Below are 13,549 nucleotides of genomic sequence, written 5' to 3' on the forward strand. Positions count from 1 at the left end.
ATCTTGTTATGCGCTCCATGGTCATGACCTGGTTTTTTGGCCTCTAGCTATGCACAGCATTTCACCAGGTGAAAAAAGGATCAGCCAGACGAATTTGGCCGATAGAATCAGACGAGCGGAATGACGAGAATCGGCAATAGGTCTGGCGCCCAACACCGCTTGTCAGGTACCCGAAACGCTAACTATCTGCGGCACCATTAAATGTGAGGGTTCGGAAGTATGGATGGGTTGGAATCGGCGGAGGTGATCTGGTCATGTTGGCGTTGCTTGCCTGTCATCGTCACGTCTGGCAATAAATGGGTTCCCGACGGGTTGTTGCCTTCGAACTTTTCACTTTTGGAATCATTGGCACTGCCGCGAGTCAACCGACAATAATGCATCGGACAGGTCCCATGCCTATTCCCGCCACCACCTTCAGCTATCCGCGTAGCCATTACTTGCTGTTGTTCATAGCTGATTCCGACCTGCGCAGACCAAAGGTGAGTGGCCAACATGGACGCGGTTGATTCGGCGCTAATGGCGGCGCGTGCCCAGTTCGCGATCACCATCAGCTTTCATATAGTGCTGGCGGCACTCACCATCGGTCTGGCCAACTTTTTGATGGTGCTCGAAGCGCTATGGCTATGTCGTGGGCGAAGTGTCTACCTGGACGTTTATCGTTACTGGTTAAAGGTATTTGCCCTCAATGTGGCGGTGGGCACCGCCTCGGGACTGATTCTGGAGTATCAGTTCGGACTCAATTGGTCGCGGCTTTCGACTCAGGCGGGAGACATCCTCGGCCCCTTGATGTTCTACGAAGTGCTTGCCGCCTTTTTTCTAGAGGCTGGTTTTCTTGGCATCATGCTCTTCGGGTTGAAGAAGGTCGGCCCTCGGATTCATTTCTTCGCCACCTGCGCGGTGGCGCTTGGATCGCTGATCAGTGCGTTCTGGATCCTGTCAGCCAACTCCTGGATGCATACGCCAGCCGGTTACTCCATTGGCACAGATGGCCGCTTCATCGCCGAGAATTGGTGGGCAATCATCTTCAATCCGTCCTTCCCTTATCGGCTCGCTCACATGACATTGGCCGCTTTGCTCGGCAGCGGCACGCTGGTAGCCGGTATCAGCGCCTGGCAGCTGTTACGTGCACCTGAGAATCCGCGAGCGCGCCTTACATACTCCATGGCGCTTTGGGCGATTGTCGTGCTTACACCAGTACAAATCCTCGTGGGAGATCTTCATGGTGAGCACAGCCTTAAAGTTCAGCCGCAGAAGGTGGCCGCCATCGAAGGCTCCTGGACTCGCCCGGCTGAAGGTGCAGGCGAACCATTACGCTTGTTTGCCATTCCTGACATGACCGAGCGGCGCAACCATTGGGAAGTGGCTATTCCGCGCCTAGCGTCGCTGTACTTGCGACATGACCTGAATGGCACTATCGCCGCGCTGGACGAATTCCCGCCTGAGGACATACCGCCGGTGCCTGCGGTGTTCTTTGCATTTCGCGTCATGGTCGGTCTGGGCCTGTTAATGCTGGGGCAGGGCATTAGCTGCTTGATACTGCGATGGCGACAGCGGTTGTACGCAACGCGTTGGATGCTCCGAGTGTGTATGTTGATGGCGCCGGCAGGATTTCTTGCGATGCTCAGTGGCTGGGTAGTAACAGAGGTTGGCCGCCAGCCATTCACCGTCTATGGATTACTGCGCACGGCTGACAGTCTTTCTTCGGTGTCTCGGGAGCAGGTGGTAGGAGCAACGTGGACAATCTTGTCGTTTTACCTAGTGATCTTCGGCGTTGGGCTATGGGTTTTGCGGCGGCTGTTGCAAGAGCCACCTCACGAGGGCGAGCCTGGGCCGCAACCAACTTTGGCTGACGAGACAGGTAAATCCTGAGGGTATACATCCATGTTGGACACTGACTGGCTAACACTACTGTCCGCCGCAGCCTTAGGGTTCTCAGTGTTGAACTATGTGCTACTGGACGGCACTGATCTTGGCGTAGGCGTACTAATGGGCCTTACCCGTTCTAGTAAGCATCGTCGTGCCATGGCAGTAACCATCTTGCCGATATGGGATGCTAATGAAACTTGGCTTGTGCTCGGTGGCGGCGGCTTGCTGGCATTGTTTCCACTGGCCTACGCCATTCTGCTCCCGGCGCTGTACCTGCCGTTTGTACTAATGTTTTTGGCGTTGATTCTTCGTGCGGTCGCGCTAGAGTTTCGTGACCACGCTCCCAGCGATGGCATCAAGCGTTCGGTTGACGGCTTGCTGCTGGTCGGCTCAGTCTTCGCTGGCGGATGTCAGGGGGTCGTGTTGGGGACGCTGGTACAAGGCGTACCAAACCATGGCGGGCAATACAACGGCGATGGCTGGGAATGGTTGGGGATGTTCCCGTTGTACTGTGGCGCAGTGCTCGTCGTGGGCTACACGTGGCTGGGCGCCTGCTGGTTGTATTGGCGCACGGTAGACGATCTACATCGGCGATCTCTTTTGCAGGCGAGGTTTCTGGGCTTCGTCACTGCTGTACTGTTGGTTGTGTTGGTTGCTTGGACAGCCACACTGGATGCTCGATATGCGAATCGTCTTTCAGATCCGCTTGTCTGGCTGCCAGCATCAACGCTGTCCATTGCGCTGCTGATTGGCTTTACTCTGGGGTTTCGAAGTCGTCATCAGTATCTGCCACTATTCGCTGCATTGGGAATCTTCGTTTTGGCGTTTGCATTGATGATCACAGCGCTGTTCCCGCTGATTGTCCCGCCACAACTGACCTTGCAAGCGGCTACCTCCAGTTCAACCAGCCAGATTTTCATGTTGGTTGGTTTCGCCGTTTTGATACCGGTGACTCTCATTTACAACACCTACGGCTTTAGGGTCTTTAGCGGGAAGGTTAACCCCGCTAGTGATTGATCTTCCGACGTGCACTTCTAATATCGTTGGGTTGTCAATGTCCTGTGAACTGGGTGCCTTAATGTGCGGGCTTAGGTGGCCAGTTAATAATCGATAGGGTCGCGAATGATCGGGCAGGTCATGCAATGGCCACCGCCACGTCCGCGAACGAGTTCGCCGGCGCTGATGGTAATGACTTCCACGCCGGCCTTTCGCAACAACGTGTTGGTGTAAGTGTTGCGGTCATAACCGATCACCACGCCCGGCTCCAAGGCCACTACGTTGTTACCGTCATCCCACTGTTCGCGTTCGGCGGCAAAACTGTTGCCTCCGGTTTCTATGACGCGCAAGGCTTTCAGGCCCAGCGCCTTGGCCACGGTGTCGAGGAAACTGGTTTCTTCGCGACAGATGTCGATGCCACCAGGTTTGCTCTCGTCCGGACGTAGGGAGAACGCGACGATTTGGTTCACCACTTCCGGAAAGATCGTCACGACATCGCGGTCGCAGAAACTGAACACGGTGTCCAGGTGCATCGCCGCGCGGGATTTCGGCAGGCCGGCAACGATCACCCGCTCCACGACGTTGTGCTTGAACAGGTTCAACGCCAGTTGGCCGATGGCATGGCTGGACGAGCGTTCACCCATGCCGATCAACACTACACCGTTACCGATTGGCATCACATCGCCGCCCTCCAGCGTGGCGTTGCCGTGTTCCTGGTCGGGGTCGCCGTACCAGATCTGAAAGTCGGCGTCAGTGAATTCGGGGTGGAATTTGTAGATGGCGCTGACCAGTTGGGTTTCCTGGCGACGTGCCGGCCAGTACATCGGGTTGAGCGTCACACCTCCGTAGATCCAGCAGGTGGTGTCGCGGGTGAACGGGGTGTTGGGCAGTGGCGGCAGAATGAAGCTGGAGTGACCGAGAAAATCGCGGAACATCTCGATGGTCCCGCGACCGAAACTGCCCCGCAGGTCATCGGCGGAAACGCCACCAATCAGGAATTCAGCGATCTTGCGCGGCTCCAGGCCGCGCAACCAAGACTCCACTTCATTGACCAGGCCAAAGCCAACTGAGTTAGCGGTGATTTTGCGCTGCAGAATCCAGTCGAAGGCTTCGGGAATACAGACGATGTCGGTCAGCAGGTTGTGCATCTCCAGCACGTCGATATTGCGTTCGCGCATTTTGGTCACAAAGTCGAAATGATCGCGCTTGGCCTGGGCGACCCACAGCACATCGTCAAACAGCAATTCGTTGCAGTTGCCAGGAGTTAGCCGTTGGTGGGCTAGACCGGGTGAGCAAACCATGACCTTGTGGAGTTTGCCTGCTTCGGAGTAAACGCCGAGTTTGAGCTTTGGCATGGCGGGATCCTTGAAATTATCGGCAACCGCGCCGAAAGGGGGGGTTACCTATTCGGCACAAGCTAGCCGGCTAGCGCGAACCGGATTTACTCAAACTATTTATGGCAAGCCACCCAATTTTTTACAGATGGAATCCAAGTCATCCCACGGATTATGGCTTTGTCTCGCGTGCCCACAGCCAGGACAGTGTTCAAATCTTGCACCTCGTTCAGTTTCGAGTTGTTGTGCTTCGCAAGTCCGGCAAGACACGACACCGTTAGAGATTCGCCAGTAAGTATTCCAGTCAATCAGATCCTCGATTGCCGTCATAGATCACCGTCTCAGTCCTATACCCACCTCATATAAGATTGATTGGCGGGTACCGTAGAGGTTCCAGACAATAAGGAAGGGCTACGGAACATTCTGACCAAGGCTCCTAGAAGGTGAGAGGCCCCCGCACTGTAGCTTTCGCACAGCAATGTGCCAAAGCCGGGGGCGGCCGGGACCTCGTCAATCGACGGCCGATCATTCCATTCCAAGGTAAATATCTCGTGGTTCTGATAGCAGACAATATCTATCCGTCCTTCTGCGGCAAAGAGCGCTCCGGACTTAGCTGCGACAGCTGCTCATTCGCGCCGTCGTGGGAGACGGTTAATGAATGCCCCATGGCGCGAATACTTCAGTTCCGGGGCTGAGTAGCGGAGTGTTTGGTGTTTGACTATCTGGGATCCTCGACTGCGCTCGCTCAGTGCGATTGCTGCCAGCGGTTAACCGAAAGCAGGGCGCATGTCTTGACCTCTCACGTGGCGCTTAATGGTGATCTTAAGAGGATGGATTCTTTGGGTACCCGTCTGGACCAACGCAGCCGTTAAGCGTTAGTCGCCCCACCCTCACGTCGCACACAGCCATTAAAAAAAGCAGCCCTTTGGCACCGATAACATCGTTTCTCGGGCGCGCTGTTTTTTAATATATTGGCCGCCAGATCCGGTGAATGACTCAACATTCACCCCTCTCAGTGCGAGTAGTCTCAATGAACAATAAACCTGACAGTGCAGGGCTTGATAACGCGGGAGCGGGGACCCGAGCGGTCTGGGGCGGGGAGCAAGTCAGGCACCCCTACAACGCCACTCAAACACCCATCGTGGTCAGCGCCGCTTACGGTTACGACGATATCGACGTCTGGTACGACGTTGCTTTGGGAAAGGCGCCGGGATTTATCTACAGCCGCATGAGCAACCCGACGGTCGAGACCCTCGAAGCAAAAATTCGCGAGTTGGAAATGGCCGAGTCCGCCGTGGCCTTCAGCAGCGGCATGGCGGCGATCAGCAGTGTGCTTTACACCTTCCTGGCCCATGGCAATCGTGTTGTGTCCACTAAGGACAGCTACGGCGGCACCAACAAGATTTTCGAAGAGTTCCTGCCGCGCACGGGCGTGGAGGTGACTTTGTGCGAGACGTTCGATCACGCTGAGATCGAACGTGAAATCGCCAAAGGCTGCCAGCTGGTGTATCTGGAAACGCCGACTAACCCGACCCTGAAAATACTCGATATAGAGCGTCTGGTGGCTGCGGCCAAGCGCGTCGGCGCCGTGGTGGTGGCGGACAACACCTTTGCCACGCCGCTGAATCAAAACCCGCTGGCATTAGGTGTGGACGTGGTCATCCACAGCGCGACCAAGTTTCTCAGCGGTCATGGTGACGTGCTCGGCGGCCTGGTGTGCGGCAATGAATCCTTGATGGCCAAGGTTCGTCATTATCGGGAAATCAACGGTGCGACGCTCGACCCGTTCTCGGCCTACATGATCATCCGCGGCATGAAAACGCTGGTGTTGCGCGTGCGTCAGCAGCAACGTAGTGCCCGTGCTCTGGCGGAGTTCCTCTGCGCCGAACCGTTGGTGGAGTCGGTCAATTATCCGGGCTTGCCCAGCCACCCGAACCACGCTGTGGCGTGCGCGCAAATGTCCGGCTTTGGCGCCATTGTCAGTTTTGTTGTGGTCGGTGGTATGGACACGGTCAAGGTGCTCTTGCCACGTCTGCGATTTGCACACTGCGCGGGCAATCTTGGCGCGGTGGAAACCATTTACGGCCCGGCTCGGACCACCAGCCATGTCGAGAACACTCTGGAGGAGCGACTGGCTTTAGGCATCTCAGAAGGGCTGGTGCGAGTCTCTGTCGGCATCGAAGACACGGACGATCTGCTAGACGATCTGAAGCAGGCGTTCGCTTTTGTCAGATGTTCGCGGGATGGACTGGCACAGGCAAACACACAGCCCTCAATCAACAAAACGTGCACCGAGACAGCAAGCTGAAGTTTTAACCTTTGTACCTCACGACAAGGCCGTTAGTGAGGCGTTCATGAAGTGGAATAATAATAAAACTTAGTGGCGACCTGTTTTTACTCTGCCCTGTAATTGATCGCAGACGTTAATGCGTGCCCCTAACAACTTTCATGAGAACAACCATGTCCATAAAAGAAGAACAACTCACTACGCGTGCCGGTTTTAAACAGGAAATGCAGACGCGCCATATTGTCATGTTGGCATTGGGTGGCGTCATTGGTACCGGGCTATTTCTCACGTCCGGGTACACCGTTAACCAGGCCGGTCCGTTGGGTGCGGTTATCGCTTACATCATTGGCGCACTCATGGTTTACATGGTCATGATGTGCTTGGGCGAATTGGCGGTGCAGATGCCGGAAACCGGTTCGTTCAGCACCTACGCCACGCGTTTCCTCGGACCCGGCACCGGCTACACCGTGGCGTGGCTGTATTGGCTGACCTGGACTGTGGCAATCGGCTCTGAATTCACCGCCGCCGGGATTTTGATGGCGCGCTGGTTTCCGGATACACCGGTATGGATTTGGAGTGCGCTGTTCGCAGGCTTGGTGTTTCTGACCAATGTGATTTCGGTGCGATTGTTCGCTGAGACCGAATTCTGGTTGTCTCTGGTCAAAGTGGTGACCGTGGTGGTGTTTCTGCTAATCGGTGGTGGCGCGATTCTTGGCCTGCTGCATATTGATCAGGCTCACAGTATCGGGCTGAGCAACTTCACTCGCGAGGGGCTTTTCCCTACCGGTTTCATGCCGATTGTCATGACGTTACTGGCGGTCTCCTTTGCGTTCTCCGGTACTGAACTGATCGGAATCGCTGCGGGTGAAACCAAGGACCCCCAGCGCAATGTGCCGCGTGCCATTCGCACTACAGTGCTACGCCTGGCAATCTTTTTCGTGGGAACCATTTTCGTCCTGGCGACCTTGTTACCTCGTGAACAGGCCGGGCTCGTAGAGAGTCCATTCGTCACAGTGTTTACCTACATCGGGATTCCGTACTCCGCAGACATCATGAACTTCGTGATCATCAGTGCCCTGTTGTCGGCAGCCAACTCCGGTTTGTACGCTGCCTCACGGATGCTCTGGACCCTGAGTGACCAGGGTCACCTGCCCAAGCAGTTCTCGGCCCTGACCCGCATGGGCACACCACTCAACGCCATTATCGTCAGCATGGCCGGTGGTGCCGCCTCGTTGCTCAGCAGCGTGTTTGCCGCCGATACCATCTATCTGGCGCTGGTGTCGATCTCTGGTTTGGCAGTGGTGGTGGTGTGGATGAGCATCGCCGCGAGCCAAATTGCTTTCCGCCGTCACTATGTGGCCAATGGAGGCGATGTCCGCGACCTCAAGTTCCGCGTCCGGGGTTATCCGTGGGTGCCGCTGGGAGCGCTGGTCTGCTGCAGCCTGGCGTGTGTCGGGATTGCTTTCGACCCTGAACAGCGGGTGGCGCTGTACTTCGGTTTGCCATTCATCGCTTGGTGCTATTTCGTGTATTACATTACCCGCAAAAGCCGCGAGCGACGCTTGTCGCTTGCCCCCTTGGCACAACCGTCCGATGCGTTCTAGGTACTGTCGACGGGGTGGGCAAGCGTGCTCGGTGGAGGGGGCGTCATTGAGGTTCAGACCATGAAGCAAAAGACGTTACCTCCATTGAACTGGTTGCGGGCATTCGAGGTGTCCGCCCGCTGCCTGAACTTCACCCACGCCGCTGAAGAACTGTTTTTGACCCAGGGCGCGGTCAGCCAGCAGATCCGCCAATTGGAAAGCCATCTGGGGGTGGCATTGTTCAAGCGCTTGCCCCGTGGCCTGGGGCTGACCGAGGAAGGGCAGGCTTATCTACCGGTCGTGCAGGATGCGATCACTCGACTGGCGGTGGGGACCAACGAGATTTTTGGCCAGCACAAACGCCGGCCGATCAAGGTGCGCGGCAGTCTGGCGTTTTTTGTGCACTGGCTGGCGCCCAAACTGGTGGGGTTTCGCCAGGCGCATCCACAGGTCGACCTCCGTTACATCAGCAACATCTGGGTCAAGGAACTGGATGGTGAGGACGACATGGAGATTCGCTGGGGCCATGGTCAATGGCCCGGCCTGGTGTCGCAGCGCCTGACCTGGGACACCTTGTTTCCGGTCTGCTCGCCAGCCCTGATGGCGAGCTCGCCGCTGAAGGTGCCAGCGGATGTGGCGCACCATCCGCTGTTGCATGTCCTGGGTTACGAGGAGGGCTGGGGTTACTGGTTGAACATGGTCGGAGCGGACACGGTCGATTCGTCGACCGGCATGCAGTTCGACACATTGATTTCCACCTTGCGCATGGCCGAGTTGGGGCAGGGTATTGCCTTGGCCCGGTCCTCGATGGTTGATGAAATGCTTGAGGACGGGCGACTGGTCGAGCCCTTCGCCCAGCGCATCGAAGCCAGCGAGTCGTTTTACCTCGTCCGCGGTTCCGGGGCCGACCAGCACCCTGACGCGGTCATGTTTTCCACCTGGCTGGTCGAGCAGGCACATCGTTTCAAATGAATGGCCGGAGCCAACCATGCGCTATGTGAGTACCCGAAATTCGGCCGTGCAAGTCAATTTCGAAAAGGTCGTGTTGTCTGGAATTGCCGAGGACGGTGGGCTGTTCGTACCGCTCGAACTGCCGCTGTTTGAGCCACGGGACCTTGCCAACTGGTCGACCTTGCCCTACGACGAATTGGCCTATCGGGTGATGAGTCCGTTTGTTGGAGAGGCGATCCCCGAGGCTGACCTAAAGCGTGTGCTCAAGGAGGCTGGCAGCGACTTCAGCCATCGTTCCCTGGCGCCTTTGCATCAGGTCGATCGTAACGAATGGGTGCTGGAGCTGTTCCATGGGCCAACCCGTTCCTCGAAAGATTTTGCCGCCCAGTTGCAGGCACGGCTAGTGCAATACTTTCTGCGCAAACGCGGGCGTCGCGGGGTGGTGCTCGGTGCCACCAATGGTGATACCGGACTCGCCGCCATCGAGGCATTCAAGCACTGCGACGAAACGGACGTGGTGGTTTTTTACCCGCAGGCAGGTGTACCGCAAGACCAGCTCCAGCATCTGCAAGCGGTGGCGCATCCCAAGGTTCATCAGTTCGCAGTCAATGGCAGCTTCGACGAGTGCCAGACCATCGTCACCCGGCTGTTCCGGCAGTGGCCATGCACGCAGCACGAGGCGATCAGTTTCAACTCCAGCAACTGGATCAGTGTGTTGGCGCAACTGGTGTTTTATTTCCACGCCGTGCTGCAACTGGGGGGCGGTCAGCGTCCGATCGGTTTCAGCGTGCCGGCAGCAAGTTTTGCCGAGGTCTATGCCGGCTACATCGCGCAGAAAATGGGCTTGCCGATCACTCAGATAATCGTTGCGACCAACCAGAATGACGCGTTGCATCAGTTGTTTCTGAAGAACCGCTACTCCAGGTTGCGAGCCAACAAGACCTTGTCGCCGGCCATGGACCTGTCGATCTTTTCTAACCTTGAGCGTTTCCTCTGGGAGCTCTACGGGCGTGACGATCAGGCGGTGAGCGCCCTGATGGCAGCGTTCGAATCCAGCGGCGAGATGACCATCGCCAACGAGTTCTGGTTGCAGGCGCGGATGATCATCGACTCCTACGCGGTCAGTGATGAGGAGACGCTGAAGGAAATCACCTCTCTGTATCGCGACACCGGTTACGTCATCGACCCGCATACCGCCACCGGCGTCCTGGCGGCCAGGTTGTACCGCAGAAGCTTGGTGGCGCCGATGGTTACTCTTGGGGAAATCTCGCCAGCCAAATCGGCCGTGCTGCTTGGCGAGTTGGGGATCAGCACGCCGGCGCAACACAGCCCGGTCGCGGAGCAAGGGCCGACACAGCTTTACCGGATTCAACCCGACGACCTCGACACCATCCATCAGCTGCTCGGCGCGCTGTGAAGGCGCTGCACCAGGAGGCCAAGTGAAGCGAATTCTGGACCCTCTCGATGAACACATCATCGCGGAACTGCGGCTCAATGCCCGGGCTGCCCACGCCGAGCTGGCGGCGAAGGTCAACCTGTCGCGCAATGCCGTGCGTCAGCGCATAGAACGGCTTGAGCGCGACGGTGCGATACAGGGTTATACGGTGCGCACGGGGGAGGGGCGACAAGCTTCTTCGAACATCAATGCAGTGATTTTCGTCTACCGCTACGACCGCATGCGCGGCGCGGAAGTGCTGCAGGCCCTGCGGGCAATACCGGAAGTCATTCAGTGCGATGTGATGAGTGGCGAGTTCGACCTGATGCTGCGGGTCGGCGCTGCGAGCCCGGAGCGGGTGCATAAGGTCTGGAATGAAATCTCCGCGTTGTCCGGGGTGGAAAACACCGTGACCTCATTCGTGCTGTCGTCCGTCGTATAGCCCCTTTATCGTTCTGAAAAAGCCAACCTGTGTTGGCTTTTTTTATGCCTGACGTTTTGCCCGGACGCTGGTCAAAACGCCCATAAAATAGAGCAAATTGGCCTATTTCACTGCCCTGACCGCGCCCCTAACCTAGAGCCCGACAACCCATCACCCGGATCAAGGGCATAAAAAAATGACTGAATACAAACTGGCGCTGGTCGGCTTCGGCGGTGTGAACCGGGCATTGGCTCAGCTGATTGCCGAACGTAACGAAAACTGGAAAACCGAACTGGGTTTCACCCTGAAAATCGTTGGCGTGACCGACCTGTTTCTCGGTTCGGTGATTGGCCGCGAAGGGCTGGACGCCGCGTTGCTGGCCACGCTGCCGGCAGTTAAAGGTGCATTGGCGCAGCTGCCGGGTGGCGAAGCTGACGCCCTTAACGAAGCGGTGATCAAGGATTGCGGCGCGGACATCATTGTCGAAGCCACCTTCACCAACCCGGTGGACGGCGAGCCGGCCACCTCGTTCTGCCGCTGGGCACTGGAACGCGGAAAACATGTAGTCACCACTAACAAGGGACCCATTGCCTTGCACAGTGCCGAGCTGAAAGAACTGGCCCGACGCAATAACGTCGCCTTTGAATACGAAGGTTCGGTGATGAGTGGCACGCCAGTTATTCGCGTCGCCAAGCATTCGCTGGCAGGCAGTTCGATTGTCGGTTTCGAGGGGATTCTCAACGGCACGTCCAACTTCGTTCTCACCTGCATGGAAGGCGGCCTGGGGTTTGCCGAAGCGGTCAGCAAAGCACAGGACCTGGGGTACGCCGAAGCCGATCCGACGGCGGATGTCGAGGGGCATGACGTGCGCCTCAAGGTGGTGATCCTGGCCAATGAACTGCTGGACGCCAAGCTGAACGTCAGCGATGTCAGGTGCAGCGGTATTTCCTCACTCGACCTTGGCGACATCGAAAAAGCCCGGCAGGAAGGGGCTCGCTGGAAGCTTATCGGCGCGGCCACGCGGCATGCCGATGGTTCGATCAGTGCCAGTGTCGAACCGCGCCTGTTGAACAACGATCATCCGCTGGCCAGTGTTTCCGGCGCCACCAATGCCGTGTCGTTTACCTCGGAACTGCTGGGCGCAGTGACGGTTTCGGGACCGGGGGCAGGGCGCACGGAAACAGCGTTTGCACTGCTGTCGGACATCATCAGCATCCATAAGTCTGTTGCGCGCAACTAGGAGAACGCCTGTGAACCTATCGCTTCTGGCCCGGGCTGTTGTTGAGCCGCAAATCGAAGTCTTTAACCCCTTTGACGGCACTGTCATCGGGACCGTCGCGGATGTCTGTGCGTCGCAAGTGCCGCAGTTGCTGGAGACCGGGCGCAGCGGTGCGCGAGCTAGCGCCGGGTTACCGCGTCATCGTCGGGCACGCATTCTCGAACAAGCAGCATTGAACATCGAACGCGATGCCCCGGCGTTTGCCCGGCTGATCGTCGACGAAGCCGGCAAGACCCTCAAGCAGGCAGAAAAAGAAGTCAAACGCTGCGTCAACACCCTCAAGCTTTCTGCCGAAGAGGCCAGGCGCAATGCCGGGGAAGTGGTGCCTTTCGACGCCTATGAGGGATCCGAGTCGCGCCAGGGTTGGTTCTCCCGCGAACCCCTGGGCCTGATCGTCGCGATTACCCCGTACAACGATCCGCTGAATCTGGTGGCGCATAAGCTCGGTCCTGCCATTGCGGGCGGCAACGCGGTGATTCTCAAACCGTCTGAGCTGGCGCCGTTGTCGGCCATCAAATTGGTGTCGTATCTGGTCATGGCAGGGTTGCCCGAATCGGTGGTCACGGTCGCCACAGGGGGCGCGGAGCTGGGCAAGGCCTTAGTCGCCTCCCGTGAGGTGCGGATGATTTCCTTTACTGGCGGCTTCGTCACCGGGGAGCAGATCGCACGCACGGCCGGCCTGAAGAAACTCGCCATGGACTTGGGCGGTAATGCGCCGGTGATCGTCATGGGCGACTGCGACCTTGAGGCCGCCGTCGAGAGTTGCCTGTCGGGAGCCTTCTGGGCTGCAGGGCAGAACTGCATAGGCACTCAGCGCCTGCTGATTCAGGCACCGATTTATGAAGCGTTCCGTGAGCGTTTCGTCAGCCAGGCCCGGGCGCTTGTGGTCGGCGACCCTTTGCTTGCCGACACCGATATCGGCCCGATGATTACCCAGCAGGCAGCGCAAAATGCTGAGCAAGTGGTGAACGACGCGTTGCAAGAAGGCGCCACATTGCTCTGCGGCCATCGGCGCCAAGGCTCGTGCTACACCGCCACCGTATTGGAAAATGTCGATCATTGCAGTCGGCTCTGGCGCAACGAAGTCTTCGCTCCAGTGGTGGTGTTGCAGCTTTTCGAAACCTTCGATGAGGCCATCGCATTGGCCAACGAACCCGAATACAGCCTGCATGCGGGGATCTTCACCAATGATCTGGCAACGGCCATGAGCGCCGCACGGAGAATCGAAGCCGGGGGCGTGATGATCAACGACTCCTCCGACTTCCGCTTCGATGCGATGCCGTTTGGTGGTTCCAAATACGGCAGCCTGGGCCGGGAAGGAGTGCGCTTCGCCTATGAGGAAATGACTCAACCCAAGGTGGTATGCCTGAACACGCTGGGCTAATCAATTCAAGGCA

10 protein-coding genes are annotated in these 13,549 nt (G+C 57.5%); 9 read left to right on the forward strand and 1 reads right to left on the reverse strand.

Annotation, left to right across the window (positions count from 1 at the left end; genetic code table 11):
- The first annotated feature begins 492 nt into the window (after positions 1-492).
- Positions 493-1,869 (forward strand): cytochrome ubiquinol oxidase subunit I, encoded by a 1,377-nt coding sequence (locus tag ACYZT0_RS09095; RefSeq protein WP_462045530.1) that lies wholly within the window; start codon positions 493-495, stop codon positions 1,867-1,869.
- A 12-nt stretch (positions 1,870-1,881) separates the two neighbouring features.
- Positions 1,882-2,883, forward strand: a complete 1,002-nt coding sequence (gene cydB, locus ACYZT0_RS09100; RefSeq protein WP_462045531.1) for a cytochrome d ubiquinol oxidase subunit II — start codon at positions 1,882-1,884, stop codon at positions 2,881-2,883.
- A gap of 83 nt (positions 2,884-2,966) precedes the next feature.
- Here the strand turns inward: cydB and arcA are convergent, their stop codons facing one another.
- The gene (gene arcA, locus ACYZT0_RS09105) at positions 2,967-4,217 is read right to left on the reverse strand and encodes an arginine deiminase (RefSeq protein WP_462045532.1); all 1,251 of its coding nucleotides are present in this window, start codon (positions 4,215-4,217) and stop codon (positions 2,967-2,969) included.
- A 1,009-nt stretch (positions 4,218-5,226) separates the two neighbouring features.
- Between arcA and ACYZT0_RS09110 the strand changes: the two genes are divergently transcribed.
- From ACYZT0_RS09110 to ACYZT0_RS09140, 7 genes are all read left to right on the forward strand, one after another.
- The gene (locus ACYZT0_RS09110; RefSeq protein ID WP_462045533.1) at positions 5,227-6,504 is read left to right on the forward strand and encodes a cystathionine gamma-synthase family protein; all 1,278 of its coding nucleotides are present in this window, start codon (positions 5,227-5,229) and stop codon (positions 6,502-6,504) included.
- A 152-nt stretch (positions 6,505-6,656) separates the two neighbouring features.
- Positions 6,657-8,087, forward strand: a complete 1,431-nt coding sequence (locus ACYZT0_RS09115) for an amino acid permease (RefSeq protein WP_462045534.1) — start codon at positions 6,657-6,659, stop codon at positions 8,085-8,087.
- Between the two features lie 60 nt (positions 8,088-8,147).
- Positions 8,148-9,038 carry a LysR substrate-binding domain-containing protein gene (locus ACYZT0_RS09120; protein ID WP_462045535.1) on the forward strand — a complete coding sequence of 297 codons (891 nt, stop codon included), beginning with the start codon at positions 8,148-8,150 and terminating at the stop codon, positions 9,036-9,038.
- A 16-nt stretch (positions 9,039-9,054) separates the two neighbouring features.
- A complete protein-coding gene (thrC, locus tag ACYZT0_RS09125) occupies positions 9,055-10,434 on the forward strand; it encodes a threonine synthase (protein WP_462045536.1) in 1,380 nt (459 codons plus the stop codon).
- Between the two features lie 22 nt (positions 10,435-10,456).
- Positions 10,457-10,894, forward strand: coding sequence for an Lrp/AsnC family transcriptional regulator (locus tag ACYZT0_RS09130; RefSeq protein WP_462045537.1), 438 nt, complete (start codon positions 10,457-10,459; stop codon positions 10,892-10,894).
- Between the two features lie 175 nt (positions 10,895-11,069).
- On the forward strand, positions 11,070-12,113 hold the full coding sequence (locus tag ACYZT0_RS09135) for a homoserine dehydrogenase (protein WP_462045538.1): 1,044 nt from the start codon (positions 11,070-11,072) through the stop codon (positions 12,111-12,113).
- A 10-nt stretch (positions 12,114-12,123) separates the two neighbouring features.
- Positions 12,124-13,536, forward strand: coding sequence for an aldehyde dehydrogenase family protein (locus ACYZT0_RS09140; RefSeq protein WP_462045539.1), 1,413 nt, complete (start codon positions 12,124-12,126; stop codon positions 13,534-13,536).
- Positions 13,537-13,549: the final 13 nt, after the last annotated feature.

Source organism: Pseudomonas sp. ZS1P83, assembly GCF_054897825.1.